Source organism: Tsukamurella pseudospumae, assembly GCF_001575195.1.
GTDB classification, from domain to species: domain Bacteria; phylum Actinomycetota; class Actinomycetes; order Mycobacteriales; family Mycobacteriaceae; genus Tsukamurella; species Tsukamurella pseudospumae.
Genome location: NZ_LSRF01000044.1, coordinates 41,936 through 59,060, shown reverse-complemented (window position 1 = coordinate 59,060; position 17,125 = coordinate 41,936). Strand labels below are relative to the sequence as shown.

Annotated in this window: 22 protein-coding genes; 8 read left to right on the top strand and 14 right to left on the bottom strand. The window is 66.2% G+C overall.

Translation table 11 applies throughout. The features are described from left to right. Positions 1–12 precede the first annotated feature (12 nt). Positions 13–1,200, top strand: a complete 1,188-nt coding sequence (locus AXK60_RS13175) for a DUF7373 family lipoprotein (protein ID WP_139057941.1) — start codon at positions 13–15, stop codon at positions 1,198–1,200. A gap of 363 nt (positions 1,201–1,563) precedes the next feature. Here AXK60_RS13175 and AXK60_RS27015 read toward each other — a convergent pair whose 3' ends face one another. The 7 genes from AXK60_RS27015 to AXK60_RS13140 form a co-directional block, all read right to left on the bottom strand. Further along, positions 1,564–1,737 (bottom strand): hypothetical protein, encoded by a 174-nt coding sequence (locus AXK60_RS27015; protein WP_175400015.1) that lies wholly within the window; start codon positions 1,735–1,737, stop codon positions 1,564–1,566. A 146-nt stretch (positions 1,738–1,883) separates the two neighbouring features. Next, complete coding sequence (locus AXK60_RS13165) at positions 1,884–3,443, bottom strand: YML083C domain-containing protein (protein WP_068571599.1); 1,560 nt, start codon at positions 3,441–3,443, stop codon at positions 1,884–1,886. A gap of 289 nt (positions 3,444–3,732) precedes the next feature. Then, positions 3,733–4,161, bottom strand: a complete 429-nt coding sequence (locus tag AXK60_RS13160) for a hypothetical protein (protein WP_068571598.1) — start codon at positions 4,159–4,161, stop codon at positions 3,733–3,735. Continuing rightward, on the bottom strand, positions 4,158–4,379 hold the full coding sequence (locus AXK60_RS13155; RefSeq protein WP_068571597.1) for a hypothetical protein: 222 nt from the start codon (positions 4,377–4,379) through the stop codon (positions 4,158–4,160). Before AXK60_RS13155 ends, AXK60_RS13160 begins: the two co-directional genes overlap by 4 nt. Continuing rightward, positions 4,372–5,541, bottom strand: coding sequence for an MspA family porin (locus AXK60_RS13150; RefSeq protein ID WP_175400014.1), 1,170 nt, complete (start codon positions 5,539–5,541; stop codon positions 4,372–4,374). The genes AXK60_RS13155 and AXK60_RS13150 overlap by 8 nt, the downstream gene beginning before the upstream one ends. Positions 5,542–6,054: 513 nt before the next feature. Beyond that, the gene (locus AXK60_RS13145) at positions 6,055–6,234 is read right to left on the bottom strand and encodes a hypothetical protein (RefSeq protein ID WP_068571595.1); all 180 of its coding nucleotides are present in this window, start codon (positions 6,232–6,234) and stop codon (positions 6,055–6,057) included. Continuing rightward, entirely contained in the window at positions 6,209–6,487 is a 279-nt protein-coding gene (locus tag AXK60_RS13140; RefSeq protein ID WP_068571594.1) for a helix-turn-helix domain-containing protein, read from the bottom strand. Before AXK60_RS13140 ends, AXK60_RS13145 begins: the two co-directional genes overlap by 26 nt. Positions 6,488–6,650: 163 nt before the next feature. Between AXK60_RS13140 and AXK60_RS27010 the strand changes: the two genes are divergently transcribed. Genes AXK60_RS27010 through AXK60_RS13120 form a run of 5 tightly spaced genes read left to right on the top strand, consistent with a single transcriptional unit; the run spans position 6,651 to position 8,735 of the window. Then, the gene (locus AXK60_RS27010) at positions 6,651–6,800 is read left to right on the top strand and encodes a hypothetical protein (RefSeq protein WP_175400013.1); all 150 of its coding nucleotides are present in this window, start codon (positions 6,651–6,653) and stop codon (positions 6,798–6,800) included. Positions 6,801–6,830: 30 nt separating this feature from the next. Continuing rightward, a complete protein-coding gene (locus AXK60_RS13135) occupies positions 6,831–7,028 on the top strand; it encodes a hypothetical protein (RefSeq protein ID WP_068571593.1) in 198 nt (65 codons plus the stop codon). Between the two features lie 2 nt (positions 7,029–7,030). Further along, the gene (locus AXK60_RS13130; RefSeq protein WP_068571592.1) at positions 7,031–7,303 is read left to right on the top strand and encodes a hypothetical protein; all 273 of its coding nucleotides are present in this window, start codon (positions 7,031–7,033) and stop codon (positions 7,301–7,303) included. Beyond that, positions 7,294–8,184 (top strand): chymotrypsin family serine protease, encoded by an 891-nt coding sequence (locus AXK60_RS13125; protein WP_068571591.1) that lies wholly within the window; start codon positions 7,294–7,296, stop codon positions 8,182–8,184. Before AXK60_RS13130 ends, AXK60_RS13125 begins: the two co-directional genes overlap by 10 nt. After that, positions 8,181–8,735 (top strand): protein kinase domain-containing protein, encoded by a 555-nt coding sequence (locus AXK60_RS13120; protein WP_068571590.1) that lies wholly within the window; start codon positions 8,181–8,183, stop codon positions 8,733–8,735. Before AXK60_RS13125 ends, AXK60_RS13120 begins: the two co-directional genes overlap by 4 nt. Before the next feature lie 152 nt (positions 8,736–8,887). Here the strand turns inward: AXK60_RS13120 and AXK60_RS26490 are convergent, their stop codons facing one another. Then, on the bottom strand, positions 8,888–9,325 hold the full coding sequence (locus AXK60_RS26490) for a hypothetical protein (RefSeq protein ID WP_139057940.1): 438 nt from the start codon (positions 9,323–9,325) through the stop codon (positions 8,888–8,890). 462 nt (positions 9,326–9,787) lie between these two features. Continuing rightward, a complete protein-coding gene (locus AXK60_RS13110) occupies positions 9,788–10,384 on the bottom strand; it encodes a recombinase family protein (RefSeq protein WP_068571588.1) in 597 nt (198 codons plus the stop codon). Between the two features lie 159 nt (positions 10,385–10,543). On the opposite strand from AXK60_RS13110, the gene AXK60_RS13105 reads away from it, so the two are divergent. Together AXK60_RS13105 and AXK60_RS26485 are read left to right on the top strand one after the other, a co-directional pair. Further along, positions 10,544–11,044 carry a hypothetical protein gene (locus AXK60_RS13105; protein WP_139057939.1) on the top strand — a complete coding sequence of 167 codons (501 nt, stop codon included), beginning with the start codon at positions 10,544–10,546 and terminating at the stop codon, positions 11,042–11,044. 997 nt (positions 11,045–12,041) lie between these two features. After that, the gene (locus AXK60_RS26485) at positions 12,042–12,749 is read left to right on the top strand and encodes a hypothetical protein (protein WP_139057938.1); all 708 of its coding nucleotides are present in this window, start codon (positions 12,042–12,044) and stop codon (positions 12,747–12,749) included. Positions 12,750–12,807: 58 nt separating this feature from the next. On the opposite strand, the gene AXK60_RS13095 is transcribed toward AXK60_RS26485, so the two are convergent. From AXK60_RS13095 to AXK60_RS13080, 5 genes are all read right to left on the bottom strand, one after another. Continuing rightward, positions 12,808–12,996: a cyclic-phosphate processing receiver domain-containing protein gene (locus tag AXK60_RS13095; RefSeq protein ID WP_068571585.1), complete on the bottom strand. Its 189-nt coding sequence runs from the start codon at positions 12,994–12,996 to the stop codon at positions 12,808–12,810. Next, complete coding sequence (locus AXK60_RS13090; RefSeq protein WP_068571584.1) at positions 12,993–13,175, bottom strand: hypothetical protein; 183 nt, start codon at positions 13,173–13,175, stop codon at positions 12,993–12,995. Before AXK60_RS13090 ends, AXK60_RS13095 begins: the two co-directional genes overlap by 4 nt. 305 nt (positions 13,176–13,480) lie before the next feature. Then, on the bottom strand, positions 13,481–13,915 hold the full coding sequence (locus AXK60_RS26480; RefSeq protein ID WP_139057937.1) for a hypothetical protein: 435 nt from the start codon (positions 13,913–13,915) through the stop codon (positions 13,481–13,483). Positions 13,916–14,022: 107 nt separating this feature from the next. Next, complete coding sequence (locus AXK60_RS13085) at positions 14,023–15,297, bottom strand: 5-methylcytosine restriction system specificity protein McrC (RefSeq protein ID WP_068571583.1); 1,275 nt, start codon at positions 15,295–15,297, stop codon at positions 14,023–14,025. Then, entirely contained in the window at positions 15,297–17,102 is a 1,806-nt protein-coding gene (locus AXK60_RS13080) for an AAA family ATPase (RefSeq protein ID WP_068571582.1), read from the bottom strand. Before AXK60_RS13080 ends, AXK60_RS13085 begins: the two co-directional genes overlap by 1 nt. Between the last annotated feature and the right edge of the window lie 23 nt (positions 17,103–17,125).

Sequence of the window (17,125 nt, the reverse complement as noted above, 5' to 3'; positions counted from 1 at the left end):
ATGGGGATTCGGATGGGGAGATTCGGACCGACACTCATCGCGGCTGCACTGGTGGTCAGCGCGTGTTCGACGACGATCGCCGGCACTGCGGTGTCGGATCCGAGCGCGGCGCCGCACCTGGACACCGGCGGATTCCCCACCAAGCCTCGGGACGTCCCCGCGCGTGTCGGCAGCGACGTCCGGGTGCAGCCGAGCTTCGAACTCGGCAACTACCTGATTGTCCCCGCCGAGCTCGACGCCGGCTTCACCGAGGACACCTCGGTGCCCATCCCCAGCCTGCCGTCGACGGTGGGCTTGGCGCTGACCGTCGGCAAGACGCAGGGGCTGCTCCTCGCCGACGAGGAACGGAACCGGTACATCGGCGGCGCCGTGATGACCTCGCAGCGCACGTGGACCTCGGCCGGTGAGGATCCGCCGCGGATGACCACCTACTTGATGCGGTATCGCACCAGCGCGGCCGTCGACGACGTGGTCGCGAAGCTCAAGGCCCTGCCGAAGACGGTGTCCGAACCGAAGGGCCTACCCGGCAAACCTGACAGCTTCGAGGCGCCGACGATCACCAGCTACACCGGCAGCCCGGTCTGGTACATCCCGCGCGGCGACTACCTACTCGGCATCGCCTTCAAGGGCATCTCCCGCGTCGAAGCCGAGTCCATCGCCGGCCGGTGGGTCGATCGGCAGATCCCCAAGCTCGCGGAGCAGCAGCTGACCGCTGATCAGTTGCTCGCGATGCCGGCGGACCGCGACGGGATCCTCTCGCTCACCATCCCCGGTGTGCAGGTCGTCGACGGGATCGCGTACGAGCTCGGGTACATGAGCCCGCGGACATGGGCGCAGCTCACAACGGGGAGGTGGTCCGAGAACATCGCGATCATGGATCGCGCCGGGATCGACCTCATCGGCTCGTCCGCGACCAAAGTCTTCCGTGCCCGCGACAACGCCTCCGCCGAGTACTACCGCTCCGCTGACCGTTCCGACGTCGAAGGGGAAACCGCGCCGACCTCCGCCGCAGCACCTGCCGGGGTGCCAGGGGCGCAGTGCAAGACTGGGACCACCAAGGCCAACGGCGCGGCGCGCGCCTACTACGCGTGCACCGTCGTCGTCGGCCGCTACTACGCCACCACCAGCGCCATCAGCAGCCTCGACGCGGCCCAGCAGCAGATCTCGGCGCAGTACCTGATCCTGCAGCACGCGAAGTAGCAGGCTGGAGAGCTTCGCGGCCTAGTTGCAGGTACGGAAGCCGAGCCCGTCACCTTCCTCGAAGGGGCAGTCTCGGCAGACGGTGAGAATTGGGCCCGCCCCCTTCCGCTCGCACCGACGGTCTGCGCCGCATCGCTCGTGGCGAACCCGGTCAAGCCCCGCCACGTCACGGTCGGACGCGACGGAGATCCATCCTGCCGGAGCCGACGCCGCTGTTCAGCGCCCTGATCGAGTCGCCAGTAATGGTCATGATCCACGTGTTGTCGGTGCACTTCAGCGGCCCGGAGCGAGTGACGGTGGCGCGCACGACCACCCTGATCATCTTGGGCGTCTGTGACATCCACCATCTCCCCGGCAGTACCCCTAGTCGACGCCGATCCAGAATTTCACCAGCTGCACCACGCCAAAGAGCCCGTACGTCGCAGCCCAGGCGATCGACCCCAACGAGAGTCCAATGCGTACGGCCGTCGAGAAACGCGACTGCTGGCGCCTCCACACGCGCACCGCTTCAACTGCTCCACCCGTCACCGCCAGCATGAACGATATGGTCAGTCCATACCATAGTGACATTGACGAGAATAACGGGCCTAGCATCAACCCGATCACCAGACCCACGATGTGCCACCCGACGTAAGCGAAAACTCCGCCAACGACAATCTCAAGAATCTTCCTGACCTGACCCACTACGCGTAGGAAATTCCCGGCGGAGGAGTTTTCGCGGCGCCCTTTACGGTGAGATTGTTGATGAACTTCTGCCACGCGATGCCTGCCGATTCTCGATAGATCGTCTGACCACCAGGGACGGAACCGGCAGCTGCGCCAGGACCTCCTAGGATCTTACCAGTGACGACCAGCTTCAAAGCCTCACCGCCTAACGAGACGATCTTGAAGTGTATTGTGCTTCCAGCGCCGTCAGGGTGACCTTCAAGCGTCTCGTACTCAATATTTATTTCGTCCGCTGATTTTTCAATCTGTGTAACCTTTAGTGGGAACGGAATGTTGGCGGCCGAGATGTGACCTCCTGCGCCAATAGATAACGGCATAAAGTCTCCAACCTTCGGCATCGCCTTCGGGGCTCCGCCGATAGGGAACACGCAGTTGAAGCACTCGTTCAACGCGTCCCAAGCGCCGTCAATGGACACGCGATACTTCTGCTCTGCGCCCTCTATCATGTACACCGGACTCGGGTAATACGTCTCCACGTACTCCCAGGCGGCCATGGCCACCCGGGCTTCAACCCCGTCAGGCTTCTTGCGCCGGTACGTTCCGCCGACGCCTGCCAGCCACGAAGCCTGGTAAGGGATGCCGGAGTTCTTGTCGCGGTCCTCGTCCTTGTCGCGGCTCTGGTCGTCGCGGTCGCGGGCCTTGCTCGAGGTCGTCGACGCGGCGGTCTCCGGTGTCGGGGTCCGGAGCTTCGGCGTCGTGGTCGGCGCATGCGGAGTGGTCGCGACAGTGTTCGGTGCGGTGGTGACCGGGCTCTGCTGGCCATTCTGGGGCGGGTTGGCCTGCCCGGTCTGCGGAGCCTGCTGCGGGGCCTGCGTGGGGCCGCAGTTGGCGATGCACGCGTTGGGGTCGACCTGGTCGGGGGTGGGCATCGGCCGCGCCGTGCCCTGGAAGGTGTTCCCGCTCCCGTTGCCCTGGGGCGGCGCGAGGGTGTCCGGCGGGGTGTAGCCGGGCACGGTCGTGTTCGGAGCCTGCGGGGCGGTGGTGTTGCCACCGTTGCCCTGCGTGGGACCGGGATCCTGGGTCGGAGCAGGCCCGCAGGTCTGGCTCCCATCCGGACAGGGCGCCGCGTTGGCTGGCGCGTCCGACAGGCTCATCGGGAGCAGGATCAGAGCGGAGGCGATGCCGACGGCGCCGATCGCGGCGGCGACCCGCTGCCCAGGTGAAGCGGGTCCATCACCGGAGTGCAGGGTCGGGTTGGAGTCGCGGAGCTCGCGGACACCCTTCCAGAACACGAGACCGATCAGCCCGGAGATGAGGAAGTACCCGAGGAACACCACAGGCACCGGCGTCCAGTACCGGGCCGGCCCGAACGTCAGCAGGAACCCGATGATCAGTAGCGCGGCGGCGGTGATGGTGATCGCCCACCATCCGCCGCGGGTGATACCGGGAGCGTCGGTCGTGACGGAGTGCGCCGGCTTCCCGCCACCGGGTGGTGGGGTGTCGTCACCCGCGAGCGGAAATTGCGCGGTGTCGGGAGCCGGGGCAGACTGCCCGGTCTCGTCGGAGTGGGACGGCACGAGTTCTCGATTCTGAAGAAGGAAGGGGTGGAATCAACCCGTTTCGACCGCCCCGCACTCAGCGGGGTTTGGGATCGACTGGGGATGCATTCACCAGAGCACGGTTTCGGGTGCCGGTTCAACGGTCCAGCACGGTCCGGCAGGGTCCGGCAGTCCATTGGCGCTGGTCACCATAGGTGGCCGTTATCGAACTGTGATGTTCCCGGGAGGGTGCCGGTGGGCGCCGGACACTGCCGGTCCGGCAGTCCGGCGGGGTCCGGCACCCCCGATTTCGATGTCTGCGCTGGTGTCACCGGTAGGCCATGCTGAGGAAGAAGGCCATCACAGCGAGCGCGGCGACGAGGAACACCAGCAGGCTCATCACGGCGATCGCGAGCGGTCGCCGATCGACCTCCGCCACGCGGTCGATCACCGAGACTTCGATGGGTGTGGAGCGTTCCCAGGCCTGTCGCCATTGGTTCGGCGTCCAGCCGGTGACCGCACCGACGCCGGCATCGCTGGTTCCAGGAGCGGCACCGTCAGCGGTGAGCCGCAGGTAAGCGATGGCAGGTTCGAGGTCCTCGAACCTCGACGGCACATGTCGGCCGGACCGCCAGTCCGAGAGTCGCTGCCGCGAAACCCCGGAACCGGTGGCGGCCGCGCTCACACTCGGCGATCCCGCCTCGATGAATGCCCGTTGCAGCGCCTGGGCGAGGTTCAGCTCCTCGGGGGCGTTCACCGTTTCATCGCCTCGTACAGCTTCGGGACGTTCGACCAGAACAGCCACCCGGCCACGAACGTGATCACAGTGAATCCGCCCCACACCGGCCACGCCCCGATCGCCTCGACCGCCTTCGGCAGCTGCGGCAGCGTGAACGCGTAGCAGACGATCAGGACTGCGCCGGCGGCGAACCCCAACAGTGCCTTCAAGGTGCCGCCGCGCTCGGGCTCAGCCACGAGGACCCGCCGGGGCAGGCGCGGGCTTCGACGGCGCGGGCGCCGGAGACGCCTTCGCAGCGGGTGCCAGCTTCGCGTTCGTCGGGGCAGGCTTCGCCGATGCGGTGGATTCAGGTCCTGGCTTCGTGTTCGCCGGAGCCGACGGTGCAGGCTTCGAGACCGACGCCGTCACGGGCTTCGCGGCGGGTGCGGGTTTGACCTGCTCACTGACCCGCGCGGCGACAGCAGTGTTCGGGGTCGCCGCCAGTGCTGGCGGGTTCGGGTCTTGGCGGACCTTCGGCGGGTTCACCGGCGGATCGTTCGCGTCCCGGTGCAGGTACAGCGGAGTGGAGTACGCGGTGGTGGAGATGTCGCCGTGATCGGTGGAGAGAGTGGCGACCGCCCACATCACGATCTGCGCGGCCCAGCACGCGTCCATTCGGACCATCGTTTCGCGGACGACGACGTACCCCGAGGTGCCGGTCAGGGACTTCTTCGCCAGGGCTTGTTCCTTCGACCCACCCGCGGCGATGGTCCCCTGGACGGTTCCCGAAATCGTGGTGGTTCCTCCGCCGGTCGCCGAGATCCCTTCCGTGACAGAGGCGCTGACCGATCCACTGCCCTGTCCACCGTTCGAGCCACCCTGCCCACCACCGGTTACACCCTGCTGACTAGAGAGCGACGGCGTCAGCGAGTAGTTCCCGGCCTGCGACAAGGTCCCACCGAGCTGGATCTGCTGCGGCGACGCCCCACACGCGAGAGTTGTGCCGACGGTGATCGTCGCGCTTCGCACCTTCACCTTCGGCGGCTTCCTCGGGTCCTTGAGCTCGATCACCGCCCGCCCGGCCATCGATAACGCCGCCTGATACGACTGCGGCGACCCGCCCAACGGGACGAGGCTGCGGGCGTTCATCCCGAACAGCTCCGCGCGCAGGATGAACCCGTCCGCGTCCTCCTGCGCCCGTGCCTTGTCCGCAAAGATCCCTGAGCGAACCGCGCCCATCTGCGGCATCGGATCCGGGGTCACCGGCGCGGCAGCGACCAGACCACCTGCGACGGTGACACCTACGACGACCATCACCGCGCCGGCCTTCCGCAGATCACGACGCCGGAGCCGATCTCGCTGCCGCGCCTCCAGGAATCCACGCCGCCGCGGCGGACGGTTCACACTGCCAGAGGGCATGCCCGGCTCCTTCATCTCAACTTCACGTTAGTCGCATTAGCAATTTGCGTAACACTAAATCAGAGATTGAGGCTTGACAGGCAGCGCCGTTATGGAACTGCAACCTAACTAGGCTCGGTCATTACCCGAGCTTCACGGAGTGGAGTCGGATAAGCCCAGCTCGAGGACGTGATGTGATCCGACACGCTGCGGAATGTGAGCTGCGTTATAGCTCGGCTGGAGCGACAAGCCGCGCTGGTGGTCGCCGCATCAAGCAAAACGGACAGCTCAAGCTCCTGGATGGGCACCAGCGTGTCGTAGCTCTCGGCCTCGGTCGTAGCAGTCGGTACTGTCGAGGTGTCTACGGCCGCGACTTCGGCTCGATTCCGACTCGAGTACTGCGCGTCCAGAGATCATCAGGCGCACCGTCCTAGACGAGTCTGTCGCCGAGGTTCCACGCCAGGGGCCCGTCGATCACGGCGGTCGTAGCGACACTGCCGGATCCGGTGGTAGTCGGTGAGCTGTTGCGATTGCTCAGCGGTTCACCGCCTGAGTGGCGGTGACCGAGCGGGAGATCGTCCGCCCCGCCGCGTCGCCGGCCTCGGTGACCGGCGCCGCGCCGGCCTGCTGGAGAGACTTCACGGCGTAGTCCCGCGTGCTCGGATTCGAGGGCTCGTCGCCGTAACCGTCACCCTCTCGGTGGCGAGCCTTCATGGTTGCCAGCCAGGGGGAGACCATCGAGAAGGGCGCCGGGGGTAGTTCGGAGGCCGTGGGCCAACTGGAGCAACGTAGCGATGCGAACGCTCTGCTGGCCACGCTCGACCCGGGCATACCCGCTCCAATGCAGGCCGCACTGGTGCGCCGCTTCCTCTTGGGACCACCCGAGCTCGATACGCCGCGCACGGAGTCGCTCACCGAACTCGGCGTGGGTCTGGTCGATCGGCGGCTTGCTCTGCGTGGGGCTCATGGCGGAACCCACTACATCGTCTCTGAACAGTTCGAACCAGAGACGAACACGATAGGGATGAACAGTCTAGGCACGAATCAGCTAGATTGTCGTACGTGTCTGGTTCTCTAAAACAGAGAACAGACCGCACCGACTGTCGAGATTGCGACCGAGGAGAAACCTGATGCCCGAGTACAAGACGATCGAGTGCTACGCCAGCGAGCTGGAGCATCAGACGGCGTACTACGGCCGTGACGGATGGCGGCGCGGCGGCGTGGAGAAGCACATCTCGGACGATTCGAAGATCATGATCGAGTTCATTCGCGGCGAGTAGCTGTATCGATAGCGAGACAGGGGGATTCGTATGGGTAAGTCGGACTCGTACGCCGACCTGATGAAGGCGTGGTGGACCTTCAACACCCGCATCATGACCGAGAACATCAGCGTCGGTCTCACCGTCATCGCGATCTTCGTGGTGCTCGGTGTCTGGATCCACGGCCGCGGCAAGGAGGCCGGGAAAGCTGAGCTCAAGGCCGAGCTGGCGAAGAAGGCCGAGGAATAGTCATGGACGACGTCCGGGTGTACCTGCGTGACCTACGCTCCAAGGAGTGGATCCGCTACACGGCCGAGGAGTGGATCACGCAGTACTACGCACGCATCGAGGATGCGCTGTGCGAGTACCGCGACACCTTCGGCGGCTCGCTCGGCCTGACCGGCACAATCGAGAGCGGACGCCTCACCGTGTGCGACGCCAACGACAAGGTTGTCCTGGACTTCGACTGGCGCACCGAGGCGGTCGATTCTACGGCGAACGGGGCCTCACGGTCGTGGCGCTGACGAGGCGTGTGGTCGCCGCCTCAGCCGCGACCTCGCTAGTGCTGGCAGGCTGCGGTCTCGGGCAGCCGGAACAGAAGGCCTGGCCGAAGTCCAGCAGCATCTTCGATGCAACCACCGCGTTGCCGCCCACCAAGGTGACGACGACAACTAAACCGGCTGTTGCGCTACCAGTCTCCGGACCGTGGGTGTCGATCACCTCTGGCGCGTTCCCGAAGGATCAAGACGGTTGGGCATATGGCGTTGAGCCTGCGCCGGGGATCGCGGCGTTCCAGACGAAGTCGAACGGCGAACTCGGCGGCTGTACCATCTCCTTCCCGGTTTCCGACCGCAAGGGCACTGTCGCATTCCTTTCCGCCGGTCACTGCGACAACCGAAACGGTGAGCGGCTGTTCATGTACACGACCGGGGACAACAGCGGGACCCTCGAGCTAGGCGACTACCAGCAGGGTAAGAACGACGTTGAGATCGGCGCCCCGGATGTGCCGATCCCCGGTGCGACATCCCGCGACTACACGGTGTTGACGATGGGCCCTCAGCTCTACCGTGGCTATGGAACGGCGATCGTGCCGGGGATCCGGCTGCGGGGAACGATGCCGATGAGCGCGGTGCGAGCCCTTCCAGCGGGGACCACGATCTGCCGACATGGCGCGCGCACCGGCGTTACCTGCGGTCGGCTGATCCAGGCCAACGAGCGTGACTTCACTTGGGGAGCGAGGTCGATCAAGGGCGACTCAGGTGGTCCTGTATTCGTGGTTAACGCTGCGGGCGAGGCCCTCGGTGTCGGAATCACCAGCGCTCTCGGCGCAGACGGTACCTCGTCGATCGGCACGTACCTTGATCCCGCATTGAAGTCACTGGGGCTCGACCTGGTGCTGGCGTGAACGCCGCTGTGACCACCGCGGCCGCGCTCCTCGCCGTGCGCGGCACGCTGTCCGCCGAACTCGTTGTCGACATCGTCGGTGCGATCGCGGACCAGCTTGATAGCTGGGCTACGGAGGGACTCGTGTACGGCACCGTGCAGTCGAGCGAGATCGACGTGCTGCTCGACGGCGACGTGCTCGTCGCCGCGGCACTCACGGGCTTCCCGAGTCCGCCCGAGGTGCTGAGGCCGACAGTGCTGATGGCGAACGCGCGCTACATCGCGCCGGAGCTGCTGCGCGGCAATCCGTTCAGTCCGAGCGTGGACCAGTACTCGCTGGCGTGCACAGCGTTCGAGCTGATGACGGGCACCGAACCGTTCGCGGCCGGGACGGTGGCTGAGACGATGGCGCGGGCGGGTAGGGGAGTGGTGCCCGCCGCGGACCTGCCGGGCGATCTCGGCGTCGTGCTGGCCACCGCGCTCGCACCCGATCCTCATGACCGGTACGAGAGCGCTGGGGAATTCGCGGCGGCGCTGCGGCGGGCGGTGTGGGACCATCATGCGCCCGGCTGACCCGACCGGGCCTGATCAACGAGTGCTTGCACCGACAGCGCGTGCGCGACATGTCGGCCGATGACTGTGCTCGAGGTCTGGAAGCCCCGGCCGCGGTCGTGGGTCGGTCCGGGCGCGGGGGTGGAAGTCTGCAGCACGCTGTGGGGCTCAATCTATGCGGGCGGCCCGGACAGCTTCCAACCCAAGATCGACGTGCGGCGGCGATCAGCGACGTCCTTCCCCCAGTCGCACACCTTCCAGTTGCCGTTCTCCTTGACGAGCTCGAAGCCGACGCTCTCGCTGATGTATTCGGCGCTCGTGTCATCCGAGGTGCGTCCGCTTACCGAGCCGGGTGAATAGGCGGTGTCGAGTGTCAAGGAGATCTGTTGCTCCATCGACCCGGACCAGGCCTGCGCCGTGATTTGAACACCCTGGGGACGCGTTTCAGGCGCGCCCGGCGTACGCCGCGCGAGGCAGGTCAACGCGGTTCGACTTGCGCCACCGTCGTCCTTGTTCCAGCTGTCACCCCACGCCCGAACTGCTGCTTTGATCTCTGTCTCAGCGCTGGCGTGCAGTCGGATCGATACGATCGCGGGTACCCCGACGATCACAACGAGAATCAGGGCTACGGTCCATGTCCACCTTCGACGTCTTGGCCGCGGCGGGGGTTGGAGTGGCGAAGGATGCCCGACAGAATATTGGCTACCAGGCCCGCTCTGGTACATGGGTTGGAGCATAGAAGCTGAGCGGAGGCCTGTCTGTCCCTCGTTCAGAGGAACGGGCGCTGTGTGGCGTCGGAACGCGCCGCGAATGCCATCACAAGCGTTGGCCAAGCCGCGCGCCCTGCCCCGCCGCTTCATCCTCCCCGTGTCAGGTCTGCGCGTGGAACTCGGTCGCGGTCGCCACATGATGGGCGAGCCGTGTAGGTCATCTGATTGTGAGCAGACTATGCAATCGGGACTTGTGCCGCGCTCGGCACATTGTCACCCGGCAAGGCTCGCGGCGAATTCCTTCGACGCTGACATGTGTACCTCCGTGGGAGGTGGGTCGGACTTGGACTTAAGTGGATCCGACTACGTCGTCTTCGCTGCGGTGATGTACCTGAACGCCGTCGCCCGGCTGACACCGAACATGCTACAGACCTCGGCGATGGGCTCGCCCCCTCGGTAGAGCCTGACGAGACGCGCCTGCTGGGCGGCGTCGAGGCGGGGAGGACGAGTGGCGGGCAGGCCACGCGCGACGCGCGCGGACCGCGAAGCAGCCCGACGCTCCTTTCCGAGTTCAAGCTCGAGTTCGGCGAGCGAGGCCATGATCGCAGCGATGGCTCGGCCCGTCGCCGTCGAGGTGTCGACCCCCTCGCGCAGAGCGACCACCGTGATCCCGCGCGCGGTCAGGTCGGCGACGGTCGCGGTCACCTCCGCGACGGAGCGGCCGAGCCGGTCGAGCGCGACTACCACGAGACGGTCACCCGTCCGGAGCCACGAAAGAGCCTCCGCGAGCCCCGGGCGCTCGGTGCCAGCAGAACCCGACAGCTGATCGGAGAAGATCCGGTCCGGATTGATGCGCGCCGCAGCGAGCGCATCGTGCTGCTGATCCAGGCTCTGGTGGTCCGTGGACACTCGAAGGTAGGCTGCGATGGCTCCATCTGCAGGGCTTGAGGTTTCGGTCATGACGGCAGTCTCGCAGGTAGGTATGACAGGGATCCGCGACCGGCGCGGTGAGACCGGGATCTGAGACCGTGCGACCTGCATCAGCGCGTTGGGCGAATCGGACATGGACAACGTCTCATCGCTTTAGAAGCGAGACCGGTGCAGACATACACTTCGGGCATGTCCTCGCCACGCAAGGTGATCGTGATCGGCTACCACACGTCGAAGCTGGTCCGCCTCGTCCGCGCTCACGACGAACGCTGGGCCGTTTCGCGTGGACGGTCCGAGTCTAAGCTTAAGGAGGCGGTCAAACATCTCGCGCTCCCCGCGGACCTCATCGTTCTCGAGGGACACGGCGTTCTTCGGGAAGGGAAACCGATGTTCCGGGGCAGCAACTCTGCGGCGGACGAGATCGAGTTCGCGCCACCCGAAATCGTCGCTCCGCAACTGATAATGAGCTTCTGCCACGGCGGATCAGGTCCCTTTCGATCCAGGATCACGGAGCAGAGCCCGGATACCCAGGTCTTGGGACCTCGGGATGAAGTCAATTGGAAGGGATGCGCTGACCTGGTCTATGAGGTGATTGAGAGTTACCTCGAAGGCGTCGATCTCGACGCCGCGCTCCGGAGCGCACAGGGTCGCGGCCACCGCGATGCTGAGCTCTGGGAGCTCTGGCCGTAAACTTGTGCCCTGGCGCTAGGGCGGCCTAGCGGGATGAATCGTGGTAAGTGCGGCACTCCGGGCAGCGGCAGCCGGCCCTCCACCCTCCGTGGGAACCGTGGGCCAGGGCGGGATCGCGGCCGGCGCGGAGTGCAGAATCGATCGCCGCGGCGAACTCCTGATCGCGCTTGCGGTGCCGGGTGATCGCCTGTGTGGTGACGCCCGCTCCCTCGACCGCTTGACGATATGAACTGCCTCGCGTCAGCGCCTCAACGAGGACTGGGGCCACAGTCGCCCAGTCGACGTTCGGCCCTCGCGACCGGGTCGTTTCGGCGTTGTGCGCCCTACGACACTCATCGCATCTGCATCCGAATCTCCAGCGACTGGCGGTACCGTGCTCGGAGACAGCGCCGCGCGGCGAACCACCGCGCGAGATGCCGCTCGCGTGCGCGATCTGCAGATCGCTCCAGGGGCCGGTATTGGGTAGCTTCCCCGCCTTGATCCAACCCCCGACTGTAATCGTGGCGACGCCGGCGATCTCGGCGACCTCGCGCTTGGTGCGCGCCACGATGCGTGGCTCGGGCTGCTCCAGCACTGGTGCGGGCGGGGGTGCTTTCGGCGCGAGTGCGACCGGTGCGGACAGGCTCGGCGGAGCCGATGGTGGCCACGGGCGACCGCACGTTGGGCAGCCCGCACTGTTGGTGGCATCTGTAGCGGAATGTCCGGTCTCGGCCATGCAGTCAGTATGCACACCGAATGAGGTCGTCGTTGGCGATGCTCACTATCGCGACGCGACCCCCCGATCGTGCCCGCGATCGTGAGCAGTTTCGTCGCCGCTGCCCACGCCCTACCGCCCGCGTCGGTTCGCAGGCCACGCCACTCGCCCAGAAGCGCATTCACCACCAACGAGACATGTCCCGACTGGCTGCGTCGATGGTCTGCAGCAGGCCCACGGAGGTTCGTTGGGTGCATCTCTGGTGCGTGCGTCGCCTGTATCGGAAAGCCGTACTATGCCCGAATGGCCAACTTCAACTCACGTGGCATGATCCTGCTCATCTCGTGCATGACCGCTGGGTCACTGCCCCTTGCCGGTTGCTCGACGGACCCGCAGCAGCCGCTCGATTCCAATACGAGCGACGCGGTGTCCAGTCCTGCCGCGCGAAGTGCGACAGCGTCAGTAGCGGGGACGTCAACCCCTTCGCAGTCTTCACCACCGAGGTCAAGCGTTCGTCCGACGGCCAAGCCCGCTTCACACAATGCGTGTGCCTTGCTGACCGGTATCGGGGTCGACACCACCGTCTTCTCCGGCACGTTCGGTGCACCGGTGACCAACACTTCCACGATTGGTGGCGGTGAACGGACGACCTACGCGTGTGGCAACAGCGACGGGACCCTGACTATCGAAGTCGCGCGCCTTCCGAATGACGACGCTGCCCGCAAGGATGCCGATTACGCGGTTCAGGAGCAGTACGAAGACATGCTCTCGGGCCCGAACGGAGTCAAGAAGCGCTACTCGGACGGCGGGGGCTATCTGATCAACCCAGACACCGGTGTCTCGAGGCAGACATTCACCGTCGGCAGTTGGTCGATCCTCGTGGAGGCAAACTTCGACGACCGCGCGATCGCTCGCGCCGAAGGCAAATCCGACCCGGTGCCGACCGTGATCCGAACTCTGGATCGAATCAAGACCACAGTCCCGGAATCCATTCAGAGTGGTCAGTGGTGAGTGCGCGGAGGTCGCACCTCACCGCATGACTCCGGGTCCGTACCGATCGATATGCCGGTCAGCCGCCGTGCTCAGCGAGCCACAGCACGATCGGTCGGCTCGTATCCTCGCCGCCGACGTCGTGGTCAAGGCTCAGTTCGTCGTCCTGGGCGCCGGACTGCAGAACAGCGAGGGCCTCGGCGCTGGTGCGCGTCACGATCCAGGTGGCGTCGGGCGGGTCGCGGATGTCGTCGACGAACAGCTTCACGTCTCGTCCTCGTCCGGCATGTGCCTGCACGCGGTGCGGAGGATTCTGATATCGCGCATCGCCTCCGGGATCGACTCGGCGCGCGGCCGGATCCGGATCTCATCGGCCGCCTCCCGCTCCCGGAGCTGCTCCTGTTCCTCGGCCGGCAGCGTCGCTACGTACTCGGCGGCGAAGGTCACGCTGCCGGGCGCCGGGGTCGAAGAACCCCGGCGTCGGCGTCGGGTTGCACATCTGGGCAGTGGGCCATGCAGCAGCCGCAGCGGGACCAACGTGCGCGGTCCCGGCCATCGGAGTCCTCGGCGGCGATAGACAGATTCAGGCAGTTTCCGTCGGGGGAGTCGATGTGGTCGCGGCGGTCGCAGTCGCAGAGGTCAGGCATCTCGTGATCGTGGCACGAGAGACTGACATCGGGCTACGGGATTTCGAGCGGCCCCGATCGTGAGGCTGGCGATGCAGGCACGACCAACATGTGCGCCGCGCGGAGTCAGTCGATCTGTGCAGCGATGTAGGCGCGAGTGAACGGGTCAAACGTGAACGGCTGACCACTGACACTGCCTCCGCTGGAGCTGGTATCGGTCAGCAGTGCCGGACCAGGGGACAGTGCGTCGTCCCGGAACTCCGCGGGCACCTCTCCGTTAACGTGCTCGATGAGTCCTTCACGGGTCGCGGGCTGTAGTGCGTTCCACCAAGCAGTACGCCTTCGGGTTTCCGCCTCGATCCCGGCGACCACGGCAGGTGCCAGTCTGAATCCTTCCGACCGACCACCATGCGAGACGAAGTAGGCATCACCAACGACCCCGCTTCGCTGACTGAGGACCTGAACCTGGTCCGCATCCAGGACGCGGTGCGGCGCTCGGATCAGCGCAGTCTGCAGGTCGGGCGGCAGTTGGTGAAACCACCCGGGAACGGATTCGATCACGTATCCAACAGTACCCGCGGTTCGAACAGGAACATCCCGTCCTTGCCGCCGGCGGTGGAGGGGCGGATCGATCACGCCCCGTTGACGCCGGACACGGGCCCCGGCTGTCAGAGATTCACTAATTCGTGAAAGGCGTCGACGCACTCCGACTCGGTCGTCGGCATCCGGGCGAACGAGACGTTGTGACCGACGGACGTTCGCCACGGCCCGCGCGTCTCCGCGTAGGCGATGCGCGCCTGATCCGGGAACTGAACGTAGGCCAGTGCGCCGAGAGGGTGCGGACCCTGCACGTGAGCTGCGAGGTAGGCGTTGAGCTGGTACAGATCCTCGCGGTCGACGCCCCGAGGATCGGCGAGGGGCTTGTACTTCGCGTCGATGATCGCCACCGGGTTCTCGACCGGCCCGATGATGATGTCGGGGTACAGGCGGCCGAGGGTGCGGGACGGGTCCTGCTGGCTGCGAAGCAGGGCCCCACCGTCCGTCAGTGCGGTGCCGTGGGTGACGTTCGCGGCCCCGAAGGCCCGGCGGGCGCAGTGCACCAGGAACAGCTCCCACAGTTCGGCGACGTCGATCAAGAGCCCGTCCGCGCGGTCGCCGGTCGCGCAGGACTGTAGACCTCGGTGCCGGGCAATCTGGTGCGAGAGCTCGGCGGCGCGGCGGTACGGCAACGTGATCGGGGTATAGCGCACACTGGCGAGCTCCCGGTGGGTGGGCAACGTCGGCCGGGCACCGACAGTCGCGCGGAGGCGGGGCATGACCTCCTCGACTCGCTCGCCGCGCCAGCCTGGCCGGTGCAGTCGTCGGTCGAGGACACGGTCGGCCGCGACGATGGTCCTGGTGATCGGGTTGTCGAGGTTCTTCGGGCGGCTGACCGATGCGATCTGCGGTCTGCCCGCAGCCCGCAGCTTGAGAGTGCCGGCGACATCGATGCGTCCCTTGGCGACCTCGGCGGTGTGTGTTCGGGGAACGCGAATGCCCGGCGGTCCGTGGCGTGAGGCGTCGACGATCGCCGACCGCCACGCCGCGGCGAGCAGTTCGGCGATGAGCATCTGGCTGCCGGTGTGCTCGCCGGAGCGGGGCGTGATCCGGACGTTGAGCGCGGCGCCGGCCCAGTGGGCGATGGTCTCGATCCCGAGCCGTGGCCGGATCTCGATCACCCGTCCGTCGCGGTAGAGCTCCCCGATGTAGCGACCGGCCCGCCAGGTGCCGTACTGGTCGCACGCGACGACAGGTCCGGCATCGTCTGCGGCTGCGGAGGGACCGAGGTTCACTGTGAACTGTGTGGGATCGGTGTCTCGGGCGAGCGCGCCGAGCCAGGCGTGCTCCTCCGCCGTGAGGTCGCGGTCGGCTGGTGCGAGGTCTGGGAACGTCAACGGCTCCATCAGCCGAGGAAGATCCGCTCGAATCGTTTCAGCTCGTCGTCGCGGACATCCGAGCCGGCGAGGTACTGCTCGATGAGCGGCTCCAGGGAGCGGTTCCACAGGTCGCGAAGCGTTGGCTGCGGGTTTCCGTTCGCGGTCCACAGGTAGGTCCCGTTGGCTGGCTTCGCCTTGCGGCCCTTGACCCATTGGCCGATGAAGAACGTGATGTCGGCGAAGTATGTGTGCCCGATCTGGAACTGGCGTCCGAGCTCCGGCGAGGCCGCGATCGCGTCGTTGAGCGCCTGTGCGCGGTCTGCCAGTCTCTCCAACTGCGGCATTGCGTCCTCGATCGGGAATCGCGCGGCGACTTGCTCCGGCCAGCGGTGCTCGACGATCGCCAGGAGGGTGTCGGCCTCGAAAGGGCACTCGCGCCAGAGGAACCGGCGGCGTAGCGCGAAGTCCAACGTCTCAACGGACTGGTCGATCTCGTTCATAGTGCCGATCACGTACAGGTCCTCCGGGATGACAAGGACATCTGGATCCTGGTCATGGTCGAACCCCGGCAGCTCCCGCTTCGCTCCACGTTGCCCGGCCTCGAGGAGGCTGAACGCCTCACCCAGCATCTCCGACAGGTTGGTGCGGTTGATCTCGTCGAGGACGAGAACTCCGGGCAGCCTCGGCAGGTCGCTGGCGGCCGCGCGCGACTCGAGCTGGTCGACGACCCAGGGCAGGAAACCGGGGCGGTAGCGGGTGACATCCCCTTCGAGGCGCAGGCCCCGGATGAACTGCTCGTAGCCGTAGCCGGGGTGGAGTTGAAGCCAGAACACGTTGTCGCGCACGGCGGCATCCACGGCGGCGGCGTTCTTGAAGTAGGTCTCGGGGCCCCAGCTGTCGAGTGCGGCGCGGCGGATCACCGTTTCCGCCAGCTGCCGCGCCTGCCAGGTCTTGCTCGTGCCCGGTGGGCCGTACAGGACGATTTGCTTCTTCCAGCGCACCGCTTCAAGGTCCCCAACACCTTCGCTGTCTCCGCCCGTGGCGCTCCACACGCCGCGCAGCTCGCCCCGGTAGAAGTCGATCTTGTCGGTGCCCTGCAGCCGCTCGACCTCGCGTCGGATCGCCAAGAGCTGCTCATCGACATCGACCGGGCCATCCGCGCCGAGCAGACCGGCGAAGGCAGCAGCGATCTCCTTCTTGTGGGTACCGCTAGAGGTCCGCTCGAACTCAGCGGGTCGCAGGAGGTGCAACAGGATGTGCCGCATCTCGCGGATCGAGTGCTCAGTGTCGTCGGCGAAGTCCCGCAACGCCCACGGGTCGTCGAGTAGCTCGGCGCGGCGCCCTGCCGGCAGTCGTTTGAATCGCAGGGCGAAGTCGATGAGGTACCCGACCTGGACGTCTCGGCGGGTGTTGAATCCGATGCCGGGGTGGCCGATCGACTGCGATAGGGCCTGGATGGCAACGCCGTCAACGGGAAGCTCGATCCCGCTGCCGTCGAGCGACTGCTGGATCGAGCTGACCTTCGTCGGTTCACTGACCGACGCGGCGAACAGGAAGTGCACGAGCAGCACCTCGGCGCCGAGAAGCCGGCAGTCTTCAGATGCTCCAGACATCTGCTCGGCCCACTTGGTGGCGAACCGTCCGCCGGCGGCGTCGCCCTCGAGCAGGTTGCCGTTGAAGCGGCGATCGAGCTCCTCGACGACGGGCAGAGCCCACGGTTGCCGGTGGCTGTCGGGAAAGAGCAGCGACCCGTCGTCGAGCAGGCACCGCTGCTTCCACAAGGCGACGGCGGCGTCGATCTGATTCCGATCTAGCCCGATGTAACGCGCCATGATCCCCCTCGTGAACTCCCGGC

What these genes read in the sequence shown, in the direction of transcription:
- AXK60_RS13085 (WP_068571583.1), bottom strand. Translation starts at nt 15,297, where the DNA reads ATGGAGCCGTTGACGTTCCCAGACCTCGCACCAGCCGACCGCGACCTC.
- AXK60_RS13175 (WP_139057941.1), top strand. Translation starts at nt 13, where the DNA reads ATGGGGAGATTCGGACCGACACTCATCGCGGCTGCACTGGTGGTCAGC.
- AXK60_RS13145 (WP_068571595.1), bottom strand. Translation starts at nt 6,234, where the DNA reads ATGAAGGCTCGCCACCGAGAGGGTGACGGTTACGGCGACGAGCCCTCG.
- AXK60_RS13150 (WP_175400014.1), bottom strand. Translation starts at nt 5,541, where the DNA reads ATGCCCTCTGGCAGTGTGAACCGTCCGCCGCGGCGGCGTGGATTCCTG.
- AXK60_RS26485 (WP_139057938.1), top strand. Translation starts at nt 12,042, where the DNA reads ATGGCCAACTTCAACTCACGTGGCATGATCCTGCTCATCTCGTGCATG.
- AXK60_RS13130 (WP_068571592.1), top strand. Translation starts at nt 7,031, where the DNA reads ATGGACGACGTCCGGGTGTACCTGCGTGACCTACGCTCCAAGGAGTGG.
- AXK60_RS13105 (WP_139057939.1), top strand. Translation starts at nt 10,544, where the DNA reads ATGTCCTCGCCACGCAAGGTGATCGTGATCGGCTACCACACGTCGAAG.
- AXK60_RS13135 (WP_068571593.1), top strand. Translation starts at nt 6,831, where the DNA reads ATGGGTAAGTCGGACTCGTACGCCGACCTGATGAAGGCGTGGTGGACC.
- AXK60_RS27015 (WP_175400015.1), bottom strand. Translation starts at nt 1,737, where the DNA reads ATGCTGGCGGTGACGGGTGGAGCAGTTGAAGCGGTGCGCGTGTGGAGG.
- AXK60_RS13140 (WP_068571594.1), bottom strand. Translation starts at nt 6,487, where the DNA reads ATGAGCCCCACGCAGAGCAAGCCGCCGATCGACCAGACCCACGCCGAG.
- AXK60_RS27010 (WP_175400013.1), top strand. Translation starts at nt 6,651, where the DNA reads ATGCCCGAGTACAAGACGATCGAGTGCTACGCCAGCGAGCTGGAGCAT.
- AXK60_RS13110 (WP_068571588.1), bottom strand. Translation starts at nt 10,384, where the DNA reads ATGACCGAAACCTCAAGCCCTGCAGATGGAGCCATCGCAGCCTACCTT.
- AXK60_RS13080 (WP_068571582.1), bottom strand. Translation starts at nt 17,102, where the DNA reads ATGGCGCGTTACATCGGGCTAGATCGGAATCAGATCGACGCCGCCGTC.